The sequence below is a fragment of the Kribbella sp. NPDC051620 genome (assembly GCF_044453825.1).
Taxonomy (GTDB): Bacteria; Actinomycetota; Actinomycetes; order Propionibacteriales; family Kribbellaceae; genus Kribbella.
Genome location: NZ_JBITDB010000001.1, coordinates 1,032,051 through 1,051,452, shown reverse-complemented (window position 1 = coordinate 1,051,452; position 19,402 = coordinate 1,032,051). Strand labels below are relative to the sequence as shown.

Below are 19,402 nucleotides of genomic sequence, written 5' to 3'. Positions count from 1 at the left end.
CGGCCTGGCAGCCGGGTCAGTTCCACCAGTAGAAGTGGTAGCCGCCGCCGCGGTAGTAGATCTTGCTGACGATGTAGTTCTTGACGAGCACGTAGTCGTACCACTTCGTCACGCAGGCGCTGTAGTCGTAGCCGCACGCGACCTCGCCTTCACCCTGAACGCCTGTACCACCGGTGGTCTGCGCGTACGCCGCCGTGCCGCCACCACCGACCAAGGCCACCACCATTCCCACTACCGCCACCATCCGAGCAATGGGTCTCATGAGTCGATTCCGCCCTTCCGTCCTCAACCTTGCCTAGCGCAACATAGTCACGCTCTGTCCATCGCCCGGTACCCTGCGCAATCAGTCTCAATCCCCGGAAACCACCACTCCCTGCAGGCTTGGACCGCTGCATAGTCCTGGAGCGGACGGGAACCTGGAGGTCATGTCAGCCAGCTTGCCTGTTGCTTCGGTTGCCGATACCGCGCGTGCTGTTCGGGATGTACTGCTGCCCGTTGCCGCTCAGGGAGCGATTCTGCGGCGGCCGGCGATGACGTACCTCGCTCAGCGACTGGCTGCCGACGAGCGGTCTCTGCGGCAGGTTCGGCGGCTTCGGAAGCGGTACGGCGAAGGGCCGTTGCTGCTGCGGCTTCCCGGCCGGACCGTGGCGCTCGTCCTGCAGCCAGAGCATGTCCACCGAGTGCTGGAGCAGACACCCGTGCCGTTCTCTCCGGCAGCCGCCGAGAAGGTCGGCGCTCTGCGGCACTTCCAGCCGCACGCCGTACTGATCAGCGAACCAGCTCTGCGCGGTCCGCGACGGGAACTCAATGAGCACGCCCTCGACTCCCACCAACCCGTGCATCGTCACGCCCACAAGATGACCGGCATCATCACCGAGGAGCTGGACAAGCTCGACGCCACCGTGGGCTGGACCGGGTTCCGCGAGATCTGGTCACGCGCCGTCCGCCGGATCGTGCTCGGCGACCGGGCGGCCGGCGACACCGAGCTCACCGCGCTGCTGGACACCCTTCGCTCGAACGCGAACTGGGCCGAGTTCCATCCCCGCAACGCACCGGCAAGACATCGCTTCCAGGCACGACTCAGCCAGTACGTCGTACGCGCCGAGCCCGGCAGCCTGGTCGAGGCGCTCGACGCGACGCCGGACAGTCCACTCGATCCAGCCGGCCAGGTACCGCACTGGCTGTTCGCGTTCGACGCGGCAGGCATCGCATTGTGGCGGCTCCTCGCGCTGCTCGGCACCCATCCCGAGCAGGCCGAGATCGTGGCGTACGAGGCACGCCATCCGCAGGCGTCCCCGCTACTCGCCCAGGCCGGCGCCGCAGTACAGGAATCCCTCCGCCTCTGGCCGACCACCCTCGTCGTACTACGAGAAGCCACCGAACCCACCAGCTGGGCAGCCGGTACCGCCCCAGCAGGCACCCAGTTCGCGATCGTCAGCTCGGTCTTCCATCGCGACGACCAAGCCCTCCCCTTCGCCAACACCTTCGAACCGGCCATCTGGCTCGATGGCCGGTCGGACTCCGCCTGGCCGCTGATTCCGTTCAGCGCCGGCCCCGCCGTCTGCCCAGGCCGCAACGTCGTCCTGCTGACCACCAGCGCCGCCACCAGCCACGTCATCAGCAACTACGACCTGGACGTCGATCCGATCACCCGGGCTGACCTCACCGGGCGACTCCCGGGCTCCCTCGACCACAGCCGGATCAGAATCGGATTCTGGCGCAAACAGAGCCTCCCGACCGCAGACCGTCAGCTAGCTGAAAGGAGTAGTTCGTGACTGCGAAACCCGCCGAGATCGGGGATCTGCGACTGGCGACCGTCGTCGTCAACTCCACCGACATGGACAGGACCGCCGCGTTCTGGTCCGCGGCGCTCGGCTACACCGCACCGGACCGGATCGGTGAGCACGATCAGTTCGCGAAGCTCACCGATCCCGACGGCACCGGGCCGAGCGTGCTGGTCCAGCGAGCGCCGAAGATCCCGTCCGACCCAGCGCCGGTCCACATCGATCTCTACACCCGCGAGCGGGATCACCACATCGACCGGCTGGTGAAGCTCGGCGCGACCGTGGCCGACGACTGGGACTACCCCGACGAACACGACTTCATCGTGCTGCGTGATCCGGACGGCAACGAGTTCTGCGTGATCCACGTCGAGACCGAGTGAAGGGACGAAGACAGTGGCGACGAAGTTGAACAAGGCAGCCTTCGACCATGCGAAGGACCTGATCAAGAAGGCCAGGACGGTCAAGGACGAGCGGGACGACTGGAGCGAGCACGCGCCGACCGCGGACGAGGAGAACGCCTACCTCGACAAGCACGGCTGGGACGACTTCGGCCTGTGGTACCTCGGTATCGACACCGAGCAGAGCGAGCAGACCAAGGGCCGCTACAAGTTCCCGTACGGCGACTTCCGGCGCGTCCACCGCTGTGGAGTGATCAGCGCCGAGTCCCGCGCCGCGCAGTACGACCATGACGAGATCGCGGAAGCGGTCGCCGAGCTCCACGAGCTCCTCGACGGCGACCACTCCTGACCGACCGCCCGCTTGACCGCCTTGTGAGGAACGCGATGGCCCGCCAGCCCTACAGCCGTGAAGACGAAGACGCCGGTGAACGCCTCGACCGGCACTGGAACGAGCTCCTGCAGGAGCTCCGGCTGGCTCAGACCGGCACCCAGATCCTGTTCGCGTTCCTGCTGACCATCGCCTACCAGAGCGGGTTCCAGGCGGCCGACCAATTCACCCACCACGTGTACGCGGTGACCCTGACCGCGTCGGCCATCGCCGTCGCGCTCTTTCTGGCGCCGGTGTCATTCCACCGGATGGTCTACCAGCAAGGGATGCGGGACAAGTTGGTGCCGATCAGCCATCACCTGGTCGGCGCCGGCCTGGTCTTCCTGATCGGCGCCATCGCCGGTGGCGTCCTGCTCGCGTTGGACGCGGTGCTCTCCCGGCCGGTCGCGATGACGATCCTGGCCGGAGTGCTCGTCGCCTTCATCCTGTCCTGGTACGCGCTGCCCGCCTACGTGCGCGCGAAGTACAGAGACAACAGCTGAGACCCTGATCAAGAGGCGCCGTCGGCGGGATCGTCGACGTTCGTGCGCAGGAAGGGGCGGGGGTTGCCGCCTGCGCTCGCGGCAGATGACGACAGCCACGCGTTCAGGCCGACCGGGTCGCGGCGTTCGAGTTCGTCGAGGCAGCGCTGCCGGGCCATCACGATCCGCAGCCGGGCAGTGCTTCCGACGGCGTTCAGCGAGGCGTAGCTCTCCTGCCATTGACGGCAGATCTCGGCCGTACTGACCGTCGGCAGCACCCGCTCCGCGCTACTCGCCGACTCCGGCGTCCACCCCACCTTGCGCCCGCACCAGACGATCACGGGCGGCGAGCTCAGCCCGAGAAGCATGACGACGAAGACGACCCCGCCACCGATCAGAAACCCGAGCCCCGCCGCGGCCGGCAACGCCATCCCCGCCAGCGCGATGATCAGCGCCGACCGACCGGCGGGCAGGCGATCACGCGTACTGTCGTCAGCGGACCGCCAGGTCACGATCACGGCCGACGAGACCGTCGCGCCGAAGACAGCCAGCCAGATCAGCGCCTTGCCGGGCAGCAGGATGAAGCCACTGACCAGACCGAGCAGCCCGAAGGCGACGCAGAAGCCCCGCCAGAGGAGTCGATAGACGTTCACGATGGCGGCCTCCCTCGAACCGGCCGCTGCTGGACCGAGCGGCGTATTCTCCCGGTTCCCGCAGGCACTTGCATCAATCGCCGCCCGACCGATTTGTCACCCGATCAGGTACCGGGTCAAGGCGCTTGCCGTCTCCGGCAGCACGGTCTCCCTGGGCGGCTCGTTCGCCGGCGGCGAGCCGGTCAGCTCGGTGGGTACTGCTGGGACTTGAGCAGCCGGGCGAGGTGCGCCGCGTTCGCGGCCAGGGTCTTGGTGGCGGAGCCGGTGGTGTCGGCCTTGGGGCCGGCGTCCTGGTAGTCGACGCCGCCCATCGCCTCGCCCACCCAGTACGTCGATCCGCCGGCCGCGACGCTGAAGCCGACATCGTTCAGGCCTTGCAGCAGCTCGGCGGTGACATGGTGGGCACCGTCCTCGTTGCCGACCACCGCGACCGCCGCGACCTTGCCGAAGGTGAGCATCCGGCCCCGCTCGTCCTTCTCGCTCAGCTCGGCGTCGAGCCGCTCCAGCACGAGTTTCGCCACGCTGGACGGCTGTCCCAGCCAGATCGGCGTCGCGATCACCAGGATGTCCGCGGCCAGCACCTTCTCCCGGATCGCCGGCCACTCATCACCGTCGCCCTCGTCGGTGGAGACGCCGAACTTCACCGTGTGATCGACGATCCGGACCACCTCGCCCTCGGTGTCGTGGTCGGCCAGCGCTGTCAGCACCTCGCGGCCGAGCAGCTCCGAGCTGGACGGCGCCGGGGACTTCTTCAGCGAACAGCCGAGGACGAGCGCTTGCAGGGTTGTCATGTACTGCGTCTCCTGTTCAGAGGTCGTTGAGGGCCGGACCGAGTTCCTTGCTGAAGAAGTCGAAGAAGCCGTCGGGGTCCGGGCCCGCGTTGATCAGGGCGAGCTGGTCGTAGCCCGCGTCGGCGAACTGTTTCGCGATCTCCAGATGACGGCTGACCTCGGGACCGCAGCCGAACTGCTCCGCCATGTGGTCGCCCGTCACCAACTCGGTCGCGGCGTCGAAGTTCACCGGGTTCGGCAACTCCGCCTGTACCTTCCAGCCGGGCACCCCGAACCGGAACAGCCGCCGGGCCGACTCCGCGGCCTCCTCGACGGATGGCGCCCACGCCAGCGGCACCTCGGCGTACCGCGGGCCGTCTCCACCAGCTTCCTCGTACGCCGCGATGAGGTCGGCCCGAGGTTCTGTCGCGAAGAGCGCGTCACCGTGTTCTCCGGCAATCCGAGCCGCGGCCGGACCTCCCGCCGCGACAGCGATCCGCGGCAGCGGGTCCGGAAGGTCGAAGACCCGAGCATCCTCAAGCCGCAGATGCTTGCCCTCGTACGAGTGGTACCCGCCGCTCCACAGCAGCCGGATGATCTCGATCGACTCGCGCAGCATTTCGTGGCGCTGGGCAACGGCCGGCCAGCCCTTGCCGACCACGTGCTCATTGAGCCGCTCCCCCGCGCCGAGGCCGAGCGTGAACCGACCGTCCGCGAGCAACCCGGTGGTCGCCGCCGCCTGCGCGACGATCGCCGGGTGATAGCGGATGAACGGACACGTCACACCGGTCGCGAGCTCGATCCGCGTAGTACGGGCCGCGATCGCCGCCAGCATCGAGAACGCGAAGCCGGAATGCTCGTGCTCCGAGACCCACGGATGAAAGTGATCACTCACCTCGACGAAGTCGAAGCCCACCTCCTCCGCCCGCACCGCCTGCTCCACGATCTCGACCGGCGAATACGCCTCCGCGATCAACTTGAACCCGATCCGCATCCGTACCTCCGAATCTGTTGAGAACCGTTGCCGTGCGGCGGATCAGGCAGCCGACGGCAGCGGGGCCAGCCGGTCTTTGAGGTTGTCGAGGATCTGCCGCAGCAAGCGGGACACCTGCATCTGGCTGACGCCGATCTCGGCACCGATGTCGGTCTGCGTCAGACCCTCCACGAACCGCAACTGCAAGATCTCCCGATCCCGGTCGCACAGCTCCGCCAGCACCGGCCGGAGTACCTCGATCGCCTCCAGTTGATCCAGCGACCGGTCGTCCTCATCGGCCACCACGTCGGCCAACGGCAAGCCGGCCTCGGTCTCCGGCCGATCCAGCGACAGCACCCTGAAGCAACCACAGGCTGCCCGGGCCCGGTCGACCTCCTCTTCCTCCACCCCCAGCCGCTCGGCGATCTCGGCCGAACTCGGCTCCCGGCCCAGCTCCTGCTCCAGATCCGGCAGCCTGGCCGCGATCATCCCCTGCAACTCCTGCAACCGCCGCGGGATCCGCACCGTCCAGGCGCAGTCACGGAAGTACCGCTTCACCTCGCCCCGGATGGTCGGAATCGCATAACCGATGAACGGCGTGTCCGCGTCGAGCCGGTAGCCGCGCGCGGCCTTCACCAATCCCAGATAGGCGACCTGCTCGAGATCCTCCGCCTCCGGCCCCTTGTTGCGGAACCGTTGCGCGATCCCTCGCGCGATCTCGATGTTGACCTCGACAATCGCCTCGAGCAGCTCCTGCCGCTCGGTTTCGTCGGTACTCCGCTCCCGTCGCCTGAACAACTCCTGAGTCGCGGACTCGCGCGCCGCGCGATCCCGGGCGGAGTGACACTGCGTGGGCACTGAACTGACACAAGCAACCATTTCGACCTCGCGACACCAACGTCACGGCGTGGCCTACTTCTAGACCACGGTCAGCAGCACACCCTCCGTACCCCCTCGCTCACAAACCATGCACCGCGTCCAGGATCACGCTCAGAGCCCTCGGCGTACCGGGCCGGTAAATGATGTGTACCGAGGATTGTCTGCAGCCGGAACATATTCACCGTCGGCGGCAGGGCTCTCCTGCACGGCGTCACAGCCAGGTGAGCTGAGGGCTCTCAGCCGAAGAAGGCGGCGAGTGCTTGCGCCACCGCCTCCGGTTGTTCGATCGGGAGGAAGTGGCCGGACTCGTCGACCATGGTCAACCGGACGTCAGCACCCAACTGTGGCCAGGTCTGCTGGATCCCCGCGAAGTTCGCCGGCGAGGCGAGCCCGAGGATCGGTACCGTCACCTTGTCGTAGGTCTTGAAGTCCGCGACGTCCTGGTCGAAGGTCTGGAACCAGCCGTTCCCGGCCGCGATGGCATCGGGACTGTCGTAGGCACGCGCGTAGGCCAGCCGATCGCGCTCACCGACCTTGCTCCGGTCGACCAGGTGGGTGTCGAAAACGTAGTCGACGACGAACCGCATCCGTCCCGCCAGCAGCTGCTCGGGCAGGCCACGGATCTGGTTGAGCGGGAACCACCACAGGTTCGGCGCACCGTCGGACGGGAGCAGCCTCAGCTCGTACAGGCTGGGATCCGGATGCCCGACCTCCATCATGGCCAGCTTGGTGATGGCCTCGGGATGATTGATCGCGTAGCTGTAGGCCACCATCGACCCGATGTCGTGGCCGGCGATACTGGCCATCGAGTAGCCGAGGTGACGAACGAGCTCGAAGATGTCCCGCGCCATGGTCCGCTTGTCGTAGCCGGAGGCCGGCTTGGCCGACAGATTCATCCCCCGCAGGTCGACCGCGATCACCCGGTACCGCTCGGCCAGCAGCGGCATGACATGGCGGAACTCCCGCCACGTCAGATCACTCCCACTCCGTCGACGACCAGTATTCAACTAAGACCGGCCCGGCCACCGCCTTGTGACACAAAACCTCTCTGACAGGGAGTGAGATTCCTACGGAGCTCGTCTGGCCAGCGGGTGGAATGTCCGGTATGAACGACTTCCCCCCGATGATCGTGCCGGTGGATCACACCGCACCGGTCCCGCGCCGGATCCGGGCGATGCTCTCGAACCGTTGTGTCGTGGACACCACCAACGCGCTCTACTTGTGGGAGTGGCCGGGCTACCCGGCGTACTACATCCCGGTCGAGGACGTCGCCGACGGGCTGTTGCGGGACACCGGAGAGGTCGAACAGCAGGCTCGTGGCCTGGCCCGGATCCACCAGGCCGGCCACGGACAGGCGCGCCGGTACGATGACGGCCTCGTCCCTGGCCGGGTCACCTTCGACTGGGAGGCGCTGGATGCCTGGTTCGAGGAGGACGACCAGGTCTGGGTCCATCCGAGAAGCCCGTACCACCGGGTCGACCCGATGCGCTCGTCGCGTCACGTCAAGGTGGAGCTCGACGGTGTCGTCCTGGCCGAATCCAGCTCGACGGTCACCGTGTTCGAAACAGGTCTGCCGACTCGCTACTACTTCCCTCGTCAGGCCGTGAAGTTCGAGCACCTCACCGCGAGCCCGACCCGGACGCAATGCCCCTACAAGGGCCGTACCAGCGAATACTGGTCGGTGGGAGACCAAGCTGATCTCGCATGGTCGTACGACTTCCCGACGGTCGCACTGCGGCCGGTGATGGGACTGGTCGCGTTCCTGAACGAGGCGGTCGACCTGACGGTCGACGGCGTGCGCCTGGACCGCGTAGTCACCCACTTCTCCCGCTGATCGAAGGAGCACGTTTTCGTGGATCTGAACATTGCCGGCCGGACCGCCGTGGTGTGCGCCTCGACCTCCGGGCTGGGCGAGGGCGTGGCCAGGGCACTCGCCGCGGAAGGCGCGAACGTCGTGGTGACCGGGCGCCGGGCGGAGCTGGCCAAGTCGATTGCCGCACAGTTGCCGTCGGCAATCGGTGTCGGCGTGGACATGATGCGCGACGGCGGTCCTGAGCAGATCATCCAAGCCGCGACGGACGTCTTCGGATCGGTGGACATCCTGGTCCTCAACGGTCCTGGGCCGAAGCCGGCCAGCGCACTGGACGTGACGACGGAGGACATCGGTACGGCGGTGGCGTCGGTGATCCGGCCACAGCAGCGGCTGGTGTCTCTGGTACTGGACGGGATGCGGCAGCGTGGCTGGGGCAGGATCCTGGCCGTTTCGGCCACCAACATCGTGGAACCGCTGCCCGCGTTGACGTTGTCGAACATCGGCCGCCCCGCACTCGCCGGGTACCTCAAGACCCTCGCGACCCAGGTCGCACCGGACGGCGTAACGGTGAACCTGCTGCTGGCCGGCGGCTTCCGGACCGCCCGCCGGGACGCCGTCGAAGCGACCAAGGCCGCTCGGACCGGCCGGCCCGCGGCCGAGATCCAGGCCGAGGAGGCCGCCGAGGTCCCGATGCGCCGGTTCGGCGCCGTCCACGAGTTCGCCTCCGTCGCCGCGTTCCTGTGCAGCGACCTGTCGTCCTACGTGACAGGAACCGCTGTCCGCTGCGACGGCGGCCTGGTCCACAGCCTCTGAGCCGTACCGTCGACACCCGCTCGAGGCATCAGCGGGTGGTCGAGATGAGGTTGAGTTCGCGACCGCGCTGTACGGCGGTACCGCGATCGGTGGCGCCGAGCTTGGCGTAGATCCTGCGAATGTGGGTGTTGACGGTGTTCAGCGAGATCAGCAGTTCGGCGGCGATCTCCGGCCGGGTCAGGTTGGTGGGCAGGTAGCGGAGGACGCGAAGCTCACCGGGACTGAGGGTTTCGGCCGGGATCCGGGCCGGCGGCGCACCGCTGCTGACGGCATCGAGGACATCGGCCACGAGGGCAGCGTGCCGGGTCTCCCAAGCCGGCAGTACCTTGAGGACCCGCCACGCGCCGGTCATCGCGAACGGCAGGATCAGCCGATCCTGCTCGGCGAGGTCGAGCGCGTGCTCGATCGCAACCACGGCCGCGCGCCTGTCCCCGAGCTCGCAACAGGCCAGCGCCATCACCAGGCTTCCTTCGAGGTCCAGGACAGCGTCGGATTCCAGCATGCGGCGCGCGATCTCACCCTGCACCAGCAGTACGTGACCGACATCGTCGACAACGCACGCACCGCACTGGCCACCGTCCACCCCATGCCCTTCTACGCCAAGTACGGCGACAACACCTGGGCAGCAGTCAAGGCCTACCTCGACACGGCCTCCGCACAAGCCGCAGCACCAGTCATCAACAGGTACTCCACCGTCCTGGGCGCCACCGACGTCTTCATCACCAGTACCGTCTTCGTCATCCTCGAATCCCTCCGCCTAGACCTAGGCGAAGGCCTCTACCTCCACCCCTGAGCCTGCGCGTCAGTGCTGGGGGAAGCAGGCGGCGACGGCGAGGGTGTCTACGAAGTCGTTCATCTCGTGGCCGGAGTGGCCTTTCACCCATTGGAAGGCGACATCCTCGCGCTTGGTCACCAATTCCACGAGGGGTTCCCAGAGGTCTCTGTTGGCGACGGGCTTCATGGCCGAGGTGAGCCAGCCTCGCTCGAGCCAGCCGGTGTGCCAGGCGTCGCGGAAGCAGTTGACGACGTAGGTCGAGTCCGAGACGACCAGTAGCGGGCCGTCGTTCGCCCGGACGGCCTCGAGGGCGGCGCGGATCTCCATCCGCTGGTTCGTGGAATCCGCCTCGTGGCCGGCGGCGTACTCCGTCGTCGACAACGCCCAGGCCCAGCCGCCAGGCCCGGGATTGCGCGAACAGGCACCATCGGTGAACACCGACCGCGCGCCCACGGGGACTGGCATGTCGGCCGGACGAGGACGGCGGGCGCGAGGTTTCACGGCAAAACCCTACCTGGACCCGAGTCACTCCAAGAGGGCGCGGGCCTGGGCTGCCATCGTCAGGTCTTCGCGGGACTCCACGATGCTGACGGCGATGTCGTTGCCGGGGGCATTGATCACCGGGGTGGCGGACTCGTTGGCCTCGGCGTCGATCAGGATGCCGAGCCAGGCCAGTTGACGGGTCACGGCCGCGCGGAGGGATGCCGAGTGCTCCCCCACGCCGCCGGTGAACGCCAGCGCGTCGAGGCCGTTCAGCGCGGCTGCCATCCGGGCGATCTCGCCCGCCAGCCTGTGCACGTACACCTCGTACGCCAGCCTGCACGCGTCGTCGCCGGCCTCGAACCCGGCCAGTACCCCGCGCAGGTCACCCGACTTCCCACTGAGCCCGAGCAATCCCGACTCGTGCTCCAGCGCGTCGCCGATCTCGTCCGCACCGAGCCCGCCCGAGGTCTGCAGCCAGAGCAGCAACCCGGGGTCGACCGATCCCGACCGAGTCGCCATCACCAGACCGTCGAGCGGAGTGAACCCCATCGTCGTGTCGACCGACCGGCCCTCGGCGATCGCGCACAACGACGCACCGGCCCCCAGATGAGCACTCACCAGCCGCGGTACTTCGCGATCGAGCAACTCAGGCACCCGGCGTGCGACGTACGCGTGCGAAAGCCCGTGGAACCCGTACTTCCGCAAGCCGAACCGATCCCGCCAGCGCCCCGGAAGCGCATAGGTCGCCGCACTGTCCGGAATGCTCCGATGAAACGCCGTGTCGAAACAAGCGATAACCGGCAGGCCACCGGATCGCGTATGCCGGATCAGCTCGAGCGCCTGTGGCTGATGCAACGGCGCCAGCGACACCAGCTCCTCGATCGCCGCCTCGACCTCGTCGTCAACCAGCACGGCCCGGTCGAACCGCTCACCGCCGTGCACGACCCGATGCACCACCGCGTCGGCGTCGAGCTTGTCCAGCGCCGCCGGCGAACCATCCCAGTCGGAAACGTTCTGCTCGTCGAGCACCTCGTCGTCGTCGGACAGCACCCGCAGCTTCAGGCTCGACGAACCCGCGTTCACGATCAGCAGGTTCATCGGCTCCAGCGCCAATCACGAACCTCCGGCAGGTCCTCGCCGTGCTCCGTCACATACGCGTGATGCCGGGTCCGCTGGTCGGCGAACCACTGCCGCTTCGAGATCGCGTGGCTGCCCAGCGACGGCACCCGGTCGATCACATCCATCGCCAGGTGGTACCGGTCGAGATTGTTGCGCACCACCATGTCGAACGGCGTGGTCGTCGTGCCCTCCTCGATGTACCCGCGCACGTGCAGGTCCTGGTGGTTGTTGCGCCGGTACGTCAGCCGATGGATCAGCCACGGATACCCGTGGTACGCGAAGATCACCGGCGTACCGGGCGGGAAGAGCGCGTCGAAGTCCGGATCGGTCAGTCCGTGCGGGTGCTCGGTCGCGCCCTGCAGCCGCATCAGGTCGACCACGTTGACGACCCGGATCTTCAACTGGGGCAGGTGTTCGCGCAGCAGATCGACCGCCGCCATCGTCTCCAGCGTCGGTACGTCGCCGGCACAGGCCATCACCACATCCGGCTCGCCGTCGTCATTGCTGGCGAAGTCCCAGACCCCGATGCCGCGGGCGCAGTGCAGCGCGGCCGCTTCCCAGTCGAGCCAGTTCGGCTGCGGTTGCTTGCCTGCGACAACGACGTTGATGTAGTTCTTCGTCCGCAGGCAGTGGTCCATGGTCGAGAGCAACGTGTTCGTGTCCGGCGGCAGGTAGACCCGGACGACCTCGGCCTTCTTGTTCACCACGTGGTCGATGAACCCGGGGTCCTGGTGCGAGAAGCCGTTGTGGTCCTGCCGCCAGACGTGCGAGGTCAGCAGGTAGTTCAGCGACGGGATCGGCCGTCGCCAGTCGAGCCGGTTGACGGTCTTCAGCCACTTCGCGTGCTGGTTCACCATCGAGTCGACGATGTGCACGAACGCCTCGTACGACGAGAACAACCCGTGCCGGCCGGTCAGCAGATACCCCTCCAGCCAGCCCTGGCAGGTGTGCTCGCTGAGCATCTCCAGCACCCGTCCGTCGGTCGCCAGGTTGACGTCGGTGTCGCGCCGGTCCGCGTTCCACGCCTTGGCGGTCACCTCGTAGACCGCGGACAACCGGTTCGACTCGGTCTCGTCCGGTCCGACCATCCGGAAGTTGCGATGCGTCTGGTTGGCGGTGAAGACGTCTCGCAGGAACGCTCCCAGCACCTTCGTCGGCTCACCGTCCTCGGCCCCGGGCGCCTTCACCGGTACGGCGTACTCCGCGATCGCCGGCAACTCCAGCTCCCGCGTGATCAGCCCACCGTTGGCATGCGGGCTCGACCCCATCCGGCGATCCGCCGCCGGCGCCAGCTCCAGCACACTCGAGACAGGCTGGCCGGTCTCCTCGAACAACTCCTCCGGCCGATAACTCCGCAGCCAGTCCTCCAACTGCGGAGATGATCCTCATTCGTCCGTACTCCGGACAGCGGCACCTGATGTGATCGCCAGGTGTCCTCGACCGGCTCGCCGTCGACGGTGTGCGGCCCGGTCCAGCCCTTCGGCGTCTTGAGCACGATCATCGGCCACGCGGCCCGGGGTACGTCAGCGGTGGTGGTACGGGCCTCGCGCTGGATGTCGGAGATCCGGTCGAGACAGCGATCCATCGCGGCCGCCAGCGCTTGGTGGACCTCCTCCGGTTCCGAGCCCTCGACCAGGTAGGGCTCGTGACCGTAGCCCTGGAGCAGCGCGGTCAGCTCCTCGTCGCCGATCCGCGCGAGCACCGACGGGTTGGCGATCTTGTAGCCGTTCAGGTGCAGGATCGGCAGCACGGCGCCGTCGCGGCGTGGGTCCACGAACTTGTTCGAGTGCCACGAGGTCGCCAGCGGGCCGGTCTCGGCCTCACCATCGCCGACCACGCAGGCCACGACCAGCCGCGGGTTGTCGAACGCGGCGCCGTACGCGTGGCTGAGCGAGTAGCCCAGCTCCCCGCCCTCGTTGATCGATCCCGGTACTTCGGGCGCGACGTGACTCGGAATGCCGCCGGGGAACGAGAACTGCTTGAACAACCTGGTCAGCCCGGCGAGATCCTGTCCGGTGTTCGGATACGTCGCCGTCCAGCTGCCCTCCAGCCAGCTGTTCGCCACGATCGCGGGACCACCGTGGCCGGGCCCGATCACGTACATGAACTCGTGCTCGCGCTGCCGGATCAGCCGATTGAGATGGGTGTAGATCAGGTTGAGCCCGGGCGTCGTACCCCAGTGCCCGAGCAGCCGCGGCTTGATGTGCTCGGGCCGCAACGACTCCTTCAGCAGCGGGTTCGCGAGCAGGTAGATCTGTCCGACGGACAGGTAATTGGCTGCCCGCCAGTAAGCATCGAGGCCCTGCAGCTCGTCGTCGTTCAGTGGCGCGGCATTGATCCGTTGCACCGAAGATTCCTCCCTGGCTTTGCGCACCCCGCTCGGTCGGCGCTCCAGTACCCCCGGAGCCGACGAGCAATCCGCACGCGCGCAGACAGCATCTCCTCACGGCGATCCGCCGGGGCCGGGCTCGTGGAGCATCCAGCGAAGTTGATGCAGGCGCTGCTCGAGTTCGGAAGACACTTTCGCTGGGTTGGCGCCACCCTCCGTCCGCGCGGCAACCGCGCGGCGTAGTTCTCGGAGAAGCAGGTTTCGCAGCCGCTCAGTGGGATCGGACATGGCGTCGCCGGTCTCAGCGGCCACGACAAGCCAGCGCGGCCCAGAGCGCCGGACGGGTCAGGTCGATCGTTTCGACGGTTCTGACATGGGCGCCGGTCAGCAACGGCGCCAGGTCACGATCGGGGTCGAGCATCCACCGGTGGACGGCGTTCACGGCCGCCGCCGGAAGAAGACGATGGTCGACGAGCATCAGGTGGGTCATGAAGAGAGCAAGTTCGGCGTACGGCGCCGGGACCGGCCATTGCCAGCCGATGACACTGGAGAAGCCCGCGTCGAGGAACCCGTCCGCGATCGACGCGAATCCGGAGGGTTCTGGTTTCGCGAGGACGACCAGTCCTTTGCCGTGCACGTTCTCGTCGCGCACGAGAAGGGACTGATCCTCGGCCAGGAGGAGGGCCGGCACCCCGTCGTCTTGGAGCCCGCAGGCCAGGTGCGTCATCGATGCGCCGGGCAGGCCCGTCAGCAGGTCCTCCCTCGTCCCCGCTGCGTCCACCGACTCGATGGCACGGCCCAGACAGGTCGAGCGCGGATAGAACAGGCGCCGCAGAACCATCACGTCGGCCATCTCCGAATCCCGGTCACCCCGCGGGTTGACCACGAACAGCGGAGCGTCGGTGATCGGCACAGGTGGGCGACCGGCCAGGTCGATCACGCGTGCGCCGGAGGACACGTAGGTGACGCTCATCTTCTGGGCAAGGCGCCGGCCTGTGGAGGTTCGGACGGCGGGCAGCGCAAGGCGGCTGAGCTCGCCGGTTGCGACGACGAGGAGGCTGCCGGCGGTCCACCGCCCCGTGATCGCCGACCAGCCGGGGTCGTCCAGCAGCAGCGGATCATTCACCGGAACATTCGCGAGTACGTCGAGGCGGTCGGTCGCCGGATCCAAGCACAACACGCCGGCGGCCCGGCCCGCGTCATCGGTCGGATGTAGGTAGACGAGCGCGGTGGCTCCGATCGAGCGGACCGCGGCGGCCACATCTGTGAGCAGCGGCACCTCGATGGGTAGCGAGGCCTGGGGGTCGATGCCGACGATGACGCCGCGAACGTCCTCGGCGAGCCGTACCGGTTGGCCGGACGCGGTCGCTGCCACTTCGAGAGCGGCGAACGCCTCCGCGGTACGCCTCTCCCCCAGCATCTGCCCGGCGAACCGCGCCGCGCTCTCTGTGTCCTGGCCACCGCCGTTCAACGCGTTCACCCCGGCGTCGCGGCTCAGCTCGGCGTCTCCGGGCCTTCCGCGCCGGCGATACGCCGTGGCCAGCCGCCACCAGGATCGGGTGCGCAGCCCCACGCTGGCATCATCGAGCTCCCGGATGGCCTTGGACAGCAGGTGAATGGCGGCCTCGAGGTCTCGCTGCTCTCCCGTCAGCTCCAGGTAACTCGCGCCGACGATCGCTGCCAACCGCGGTGACAGAACCTCGCCGGTAAGTCCGTCGACAGCCTTGCGCAGCAGCTCCGCGTCATCATGAACCACCGCGTCGAGCAGCCCGGTGACTCCCGTCGGCTCCGGCCCGACCGCTGCGCGGATGGCAGCGGGATCATGGGCCCGCACAGCCGCCACGAGTCGAAGCTGCCGGACCGCGCTCGACAACCCGGCGTACGCGAAATGATCGGCCGGTACGGTGGCGACGGCAGCCTCGAGCGGCTCCGGATCGACGCCTCCACCGGTGGCCACGACGCGACACAACTCGCTGACGGCGATCACCGGCGCCGAACGCGGCGACACCTCCGCCGCGTACGCCTCGAACTGACCAGTGATCACGCCGGCCAAGGGCCGCGCCTGGTCAAGCGTGCCGCCAACTGCCTCGATGACAGCGGCCGCGGCCGGATGATCGGGCGGAATGCCTTCCTTCGCGGCCAGAAGCTGCTCCGCGGCGGCGAGGTTGAGGCCGGCGTCGTCGTCCTCGCCCCATCCACTGCCGTCCCGCCGCTCCCGCAAGCACAGTGCAACGGCCGACAGCAGGCGATCCAGCCCCGACTCGACCGGGTCTTCATCCGCGGTCGCGGCCGCGTTCACCGCCGCGCCGACGAACGAGTCCAGTTCTGCGGCTCCGAGCTGCTCGGGCCCCGCCTGGAGCAAGGCCAGCGCCTGCTCCCAGACGGGTTGTCCGGAGACCCCCGACAGAGTCGCCAACCGGCTGCGCGCGGCCTTCCGAGCAGCGTCGGGTTCGGCGACCACAACCGGGGTTGAGGCGGGACGGCGCGGCACGGGGGCCGGCTTCGACGGAGCCGCGCCCTGCATGGTGGCAACGCGATGGTCGAGCGGGTCGACGGTACCGGCATCGAAGGTGAAAGCCGGCGGTGAGGGCATTCGCGCGCCTGGCGTCATGAGCGGGCTGCCGCCTTGCTGCAGCTGCTGCACCGCTGTCATCGCAGTCATCATCTTGGTGACGTCGAAGCCGGCCAGGTTGCCGTCGAGCAAGGGGCGGATCGCTTCGACCAGCGTGAGCATGGCCTGGACCAGGGTGGTGAGCTCGGCGCTGATCACCGGGCCGGCGAGCACCTCGCGGAAGCACTCGGCCGCAAGGTCCGCATCGGACCTCGACGCCCCGGACGCCGCACCCGCGAAGCCGCCGCGCGCCGCCGCGGGGTTGATTGCCTCCATCGCGCGGTTCAGGTGCAGTTGGCCAAGCGACAGGCGCGCCGTCATGACCTCCATCGGCGGGAAGCCGGGGAAGCTGAGCGCCTCGCGGAGCACGACGATGCCGGTCTCCCGGTCCTCCGTCGAGCCTCCGTGCGTGCCGTAGCGAGCAGACAACAGCCAACCGAGTAGTCCGGCAAGGTGCCCGCGGGCCGGATCACTGCGACCGGCCAGGCCATGGGCCTCGTTGATCGCGGCGATTGCATCGGACAGATCGGCGAGCGCAGCCGGGGTGCCTGGTCCGGTGCGCATGTAGCGCCTGCTGAGCTCCTGCCCGAGGAGTAGCAGCTTGGGCAGCCGCGCCGGGCCTTTCAAGTGCGCGAGGTCAGCTCGTAGCTTCGCGATGGTCACGTCCATGGCATTGCTGCCTTCCCTGTTGGTCATTGTCCCCAGTGGACGAACCCGGCCCACGAGGTGAGGCGGGTGGGGTCCGTGCCCGCGAGCATCCGGCGCAGCGGCACGGGCATCTGGCTGGGCACCGATCGCGCGTCGTCCAGCATCCACAGCTGCGCCTGCCGGAGCGCGTCCCACGGTGGGCGGCGCTCGGTGATCAGGAAGTGGTGGAACATGTACATCAGCAGTGAGGTGTCCTGATCCGGGATGCTCCATTGCGTCGACAGCACCGTGCGCGCGCCGGCGGCGAGAAACAGCGTGCCGAGGCTGTATGCCTCGTCGTACCCGTGAATCGACTGGCCGGTGTGGCAGCCGGCCAGCACCACCAGGCCGATGGGATGCCGGCCGCCGTCCAGCAAGCGGATCAGTTCGTCCGCGGTGAGGTCTCCACCGGCCAGCAGCAGCCGTGACGACGCGTGAGCCGCGTCGGTCGTCATGTCTCCGTGGGTCGCGAAGTGCACCATCGTTCCCGCGTGTGAGCCGTCTGCCCGCAACCAGTTCCGGACCTCATCCGGGGTACCAGCGCCGGAGCCGCTGACACTGCCGTCCGGCCGACGGCCGAGATAGGTCGCGCCGGGACAGAAAGTCCGGTGGATCGCGTACGCCTCCAGGCGCGCGGACTGCAGGTCCACCGCCGGTCCCTCGGTCTCCGGGTCGGCCACCACCAAGCCGGCCGCTGTGTGCCGGACCGGCTCGGCCGCCGCGGAGGCGCACAGCATCCGGGCCGACGCGGCCTGCGACACGGCGGCGAGCTCGACCAGATACTTGCCGTCGGGTCGTCGTGCTGCCTGCCACGGAACCCGGGCCAGGTCGCCCATCGGAATGAGCACGAGACGCGGGGTCCGGCCCGAGGTGTTGTCGAGGTACGGCTTGATGATCGGACCGATGGCAGCCTTCCATGCCCAGCTGCACAACGCGTCCAGGCTCTCCGCGAAATCAGCCGGCTCGGCGCTCTTGAACTCCCGGGTCTTGCCCAGGAGTGCGCTGTCCCGGCGCGCTGCGGTAGCGGCGAGATAGCGCTCGATCTCCATCCCGTCGTCAATGGCCAGGTAGGGCAGCGCGAGGTAGCGGGGCGGGCCCTCCGCCGGCGCGATCACCGCCCAGCCCGGCACCGGCGCGGCCGCGGGGACCAGGTAGACCAGGGCGTCGGCGCCGAGCCGGCCCAGCGCCTCCTGGATCTCTTCGAGCGTTGGCGGATCGAGCAGGTCGGTATCGCGGGACAGCACCTCGATGACCTCGTCCCGCAGCCATGCCGAAGGCCGCGCTTCCGATCGCCACCTCTCGGCCAGCCCATCCTCGCCGGCCTCGATCAGCCGCGGGCAAGGATCGCGCAGCTCGGTTGCCGAGAACAACAGCAGCCCCCGTCCGGCGTCCAGTGCGCGGAGAGCATCGGTGGGTTCATGCTCGACGAGCAAGCGGCCGGCCGTCTCCACGGCATCTTGTGCCGCCCTCAGGGCGGTCGCGCGGGCAACACCCGCGTCCGGCTGCAGCAACACCTGCCAGGCGTGTCCACGCAACGAGTCCAGCACCGCAAGACTCGATGACGAGGGCTTCCCCCGGCGCTGACGGAACTGAGACAACATGTCGTTGACGATGCTCCAATGCGGATGGGCAGGCCCCCGGGCCAGCTCCCGCGCCCGCTCCAGCACCGTGATCGCTTCGTCGACGTCGGCCAGCGATCCGGTGACCTCCGAACGGCGATAGACGGCGAGCGCGAGGCCGGCGCGGTGGAAAACACCCTCCGGATGATCGCCGGACAGCTTCACCGCCTCGCGCAGGTCAGCGATGCCCTCGTTGATCCGCCCGAGGTTCTGCTCCCTGCCCTCGTTCAATGCCGCGCCGCCGGTGGCAGCCAGGCGCATCGCACGTTCGAGGTCGGTGGCGCCCGGACGGTCCGTGAGCTCTCGCACCGCTTCGAGCCGGCGATCGTGGCCGGCCTCGTCGCCGTCCGGCTCGCCGCCGTCCAGCGACCGCATCAGCTCGGCGGCACGCGCTATCTCCGCCGTCACTGTCCGGAGAAGATCTGAGTCAGGCAGATCTTCGGCCCGCTTCAAGATGCCGGCGAACCGAGCGAGCGTCGTTGCCAGGTCGCCGCCCTGCAGGTGCGACTGCACGGCGTCGAGGTAGTCCGGCATCAGCTCCATCAGCGGCCCGGCCTGGTCGCCGGCGATCTCGCCGAGGTTCTTCAGCACCTCGCGCATCCCTTCCACATCGACCAGTCCGGGCGCGGCGGTCATCTTCACGATCGCGCGGGTGGACTCGACCAGGGTCTGGACCTGCGGATCGCCCACGAACGCCGACGCCAGCCGGTCGACCTCGTCCAGTGCCGTCCGGGAATCGACCAGCTCGCCGCCGGCCGCCGTCTCCTGCAACTGCATCAAACGGGATACCGCTTCCGCCTTCGTCCAGGCCCACTGTCCCGACCCGTCACCGTTCGGTTCGTCCATC

19 protein-coding genes and 1 pseudogene are annotated in these 19,402 nt (G+C 68.2%); 7 read left to right on the top strand and 13 right to left on the bottom strand.

What is annotated here, in order from left to right; genetic code table 11:
- Positions 1 to 16: 16 nt before the first annotated feature.
- Positions 17 to 262, bottom strand: a complete 246-nt coding sequence (locus ACIA12_RS04530; protein ID WP_396365409.1) for a hypothetical protein — start codon at positions 260 to 262, stop codon at positions 17 to 19.
- Between the two features lie 163 nt (positions 263 to 425).
- On the opposite strand from ACIA12_RS04530, the gene ACIA12_RS04525 reads away from it, so the two are divergent.
- The 4 genes from ACIA12_RS04525 to ACIA12_RS04510 are packed head-to-tail and all read left to right on the top strand — an operon-like array spanning position 426 to position 3,052.
- The gene (locus tag ACIA12_RS04525; RefSeq protein WP_396365408.1) at positions 426 to 1,775 is read left to right on the top strand and encodes a cytochrome P450; all 1,350 of its coding nucleotides are present in this window, start codon (positions 426 to 428) and stop codon (positions 1,773 to 1,775) included.
- On the top strand, positions 1,772 to 2,164 hold the full coding sequence (locus ACIA12_RS04520) for a VOC family protein (RefSeq protein WP_396365407.1): 393 nt from the start codon (positions 1,772 to 1,774) through the stop codon (positions 2,162 to 2,164). Before ACIA12_RS04525 ends, ACIA12_RS04520 begins: the two co-directional genes overlap by 4 nt.
- 13 nt (positions 2,165 to 2,177) lie before the next feature.
- Positions 2,178 to 2,531: a hypothetical protein gene (locus tag ACIA12_RS04515; RefSeq protein WP_396365406.1), complete on the top strand. Its 354-nt coding sequence runs from the start codon at positions 2,178 to 2,180 to the stop codon at positions 2,529 to 2,531.
- A gap of 35 nt (positions 2,532 to 2,566) precedes the next feature.
- Positions 2,567 to 3,052, top strand: a complete 486-nt coding sequence (locus tag ACIA12_RS04510) for a DUF6328 family protein (protein ID WP_396365405.1) — start codon at positions 2,567 to 2,569, stop codon at positions 3,050 to 3,052.
- Between the two features lie 8 nt (positions 3,053 to 3,060).
- Here the strand turns inward: ACIA12_RS04510 and ACIA12_RS04505 are convergent, their stop codons facing one another.
- The 5 genes from ACIA12_RS04505 to ACIA12_RS04485 all read right to left on the bottom strand — a co-directional run bounded on the left by ACIA12_RS04505 (position 3,061) and on the right by ACIA12_RS04485 (position 7,313).
- On the bottom strand, positions 3,061 to 3,684 hold the full coding sequence (locus ACIA12_RS04505) for a hypothetical protein (RefSeq protein ID WP_396365404.1): 624 nt from the start codon (positions 3,682 to 3,684) through the stop codon (positions 3,061 to 3,063).
- 182 nt (positions 3,685 to 3,866) lie between these two features.
- Positions 3,867 to 4,475 (bottom strand): flavodoxin family protein, encoded by a 609-nt coding sequence (locus ACIA12_RS04500; protein WP_396365403.1) that lies wholly within the window; start codon positions 4,473 to 4,475, stop codon positions 3,867 to 3,869.
- Between the two features lie 16 nt (positions 4,476 to 4,491).
- Positions 4,492 to 5,448 carry a TIGR03557 family F420-dependent LLM class oxidoreductase gene (locus ACIA12_RS04495; protein WP_396365402.1) on the bottom strand — a complete coding sequence of 319 codons (957 nt, stop codon included), beginning with the start codon at positions 5,446 to 5,448 and terminating at the stop codon, positions 4,492 to 4,494.
- A gap of 42 nt (positions 5,449 to 5,490) precedes the next feature.
- Positions 5,491 to 6,285: a sigma-70 family RNA polymerase sigma factor gene (locus ACIA12_RS04490; RefSeq protein ID WP_396365401.1), complete on the bottom strand. Its 795-nt coding sequence runs from the start codon at positions 6,283 to 6,285 to the stop codon at positions 5,491 to 5,493.
- 257 nt (positions 6,286 to 6,542) lie between these two features.
- The gene (locus tag ACIA12_RS04485; protein WP_396365400.1) at positions 6,543 to 7,313 is read right to left on the bottom strand and encodes an alpha/beta fold hydrolase; all 771 of its coding nucleotides are present in this window, start codon (positions 7,311 to 7,313) and stop codon (positions 6,543 to 6,545) included.
- 98 nt (positions 7,314 to 7,411) lie between these two features.
- On the opposite strand from ACIA12_RS04485, the gene ACIA12_RS04480 reads away from it, so the two are divergent.
- Complete coding sequence (locus ACIA12_RS04480) at positions 7,412 to 8,140, top strand: DUF427 domain-containing protein (protein ID WP_396365399.1); 729 nt, start codon at positions 7,412 to 7,414, stop codon at positions 8,138 to 8,140.
- Between the two features lie 18 nt (positions 8,141 to 8,158).
- Entirely contained in the window at positions 8,159 to 8,932 is a 774-nt protein-coding gene (locus tag ACIA12_RS04475) for an SDR family oxidoreductase (RefSeq protein ID WP_396365398.1), read from the top strand.
- A gap of 28 nt (positions 8,933 to 8,960) precedes the next feature.
- On the opposite strand, the gene ACIA12_RS04470 is transcribed toward ACIA12_RS04475, so the two are convergent.
- The gene (locus ACIA12_RS04470) at positions 8,961 to 9,347 is read right to left on the bottom strand and encodes a response regulator transcription factor (RefSeq protein ID WP_396365397.1); all 387 of its coding nucleotides are present in this window, start codon (positions 9,345 to 9,347) and stop codon (positions 8,961 to 8,963) included.
- Here ACIA12_RS04470 and ACIA12_RS04465 point away from each other — a divergent pair.
- Positions 9,330 to 9,725, top strand: coding sequence for a hypothetical protein (locus ACIA12_RS04465; protein ID WP_396365396.1), 396 nt, complete (start codon positions 9,330 to 9,332; stop codon positions 9,723 to 9,725). The two genes, ACIA12_RS04470 and ACIA12_RS04465, sit on opposite strands and share 18 nt — an antisense overlap.
- 9 nt (positions 9,726 to 9,734) lie before the next feature.
- Here the strand turns inward: ACIA12_RS04465 and ACIA12_RS04460 are convergent, their stop codons facing one another.
- The 6 genes and pseudogenes from ACIA12_RS04460 to ACIA12_RS04435 all read right to left on the bottom strand — a co-directional run bounded on the left by ACIA12_RS04460 (position 9,735) and on the right by ACIA12_RS04435 (position 19,401).
- Complete coding sequence (locus ACIA12_RS04460) at positions 9,735 to 10,172, bottom strand: ribonuclease H (protein WP_396365395.1); 438 nt, start codon at positions 10,170 to 10,172, stop codon at positions 9,735 to 9,737.
- Positions 10,173 to 10,232: 60 nt separating this feature from the next.
- The gene (locus tag ACIA12_RS04455; RefSeq protein ID WP_396365394.1) at positions 10,233 to 11,303 is read right to left on the bottom strand and encodes an acetate/propionate family kinase; all 1,071 of its coding nucleotides are present in this window, start codon (positions 11,301 to 11,303) and stop codon (positions 10,233 to 10,235) included.
- Positions 11,285 to 12,397, bottom strand: a complete 1,113-nt coding sequence (locus tag ACIA12_RS04450) for a hypothetical protein (protein ID WP_396366027.1) — start codon at positions 12,395 to 12,397, stop codon at positions 11,285 to 11,287. The genes ACIA12_RS04455 and ACIA12_RS04450 overlap by 19 nt, the downstream gene beginning before the upstream one ends.
- Before the next feature lie 207 nt (positions 12,398 to 12,604).
- Positions 12,605 to 13,656: pseudogene (locus ACIA12_RS04445) on the bottom strand (phosphoketolase); the annotation flags it as partial.
- 283 nt (positions 13,657 to 13,939) lie between these two features.
- Entirely contained in the window at positions 13,940 to 16,945 is a 3,006-nt protein-coding gene (locus ACIA12_RS04440) for a CHAT domain-containing protein (RefSeq protein WP_396365393.1), read from the bottom strand.
- Entirely contained in the window at positions 16,942 to 19,401 is a 2,460-nt protein-coding gene (locus ACIA12_RS04435) for a CHAT domain-containing protein (protein ID WP_396365392.1), read from the bottom strand. Before ACIA12_RS04435 ends, ACIA12_RS04440 begins: the two co-directional genes overlap by 4 nt.
- Between the last annotated feature and the right edge of the window lies 1 nt (position 19,402).

Bases quoted from the DNA above. Each gene is read 5' to 3' on its own strand.
- ACIA12_RS04530 (WP_396365409.1), bottom strand. From the start codon at position 262: ATGAGACCCATTGCTCGGATGGTGGCGGTAGTGGGAATGGTGGTGGCC.
- ACIA12_RS04525 (WP_396365408.1), top strand. From the start codon at position 426: ATGTCAGCCAGCTTGCCTGTTGCTTCGGTTGCCGATACCGCGCGTGCT.
- ACIA12_RS04510 (WP_396365405.1), top strand. From the start codon at position 2,567: ATGGCCCGCCAGCCCTACAGCCGTGAAGACGAAGACGCCGGTGAACGC.
- ACIA12_RS04500 (WP_396365403.1), bottom strand. From the start codon at position 4,475: ATGACAACCCTGCAAGCGCTCGTCCTCGGCTGTTCGCTGAAGAAGTCC.
- ACIA12_RS04495 (WP_396365402.1), bottom strand. From the start codon at position 5,448: ATGCGGATCGGGTTCAAGTTGATCGCGGAGGCGTATTCGCCGGTCGAG.
- ACIA12_RS04480 (WP_396365399.1), top strand. From the start codon at position 7,412: ATGAACGACTTCCCCCCGATGATCGTGCCGGTGGATCACACCGCACCG.
- ACIA12_RS04460 (WP_396365395.1), bottom strand. From the start codon at position 10,172: ATGCCAGTCCCCGTGGGCGCGCGGTCGGTGTTCACCGATGGTGCCTGT.
- ACIA12_RS04450 (WP_396366027.1), bottom strand. From the start codon at position 12,397: ATGGTCGGACCGGACGAGACCGAGTCGAACCGGTTGTCCGCGGTCTAC.
- ACIA12_RS04440 (WP_396365393.1), bottom strand. From the start codon at position 16,945: ATGACCAACAGGGAAGGCAGCAATGCCATGGACGTGACCATCGCGAAG.
- ACIA12_RS04435 (WP_396365392.1), bottom strand. From the start codon at position 19,401: ATGGACGAACCGAACGGTGACGGGTCGGGACAGTGGGCCTGGACGAAG.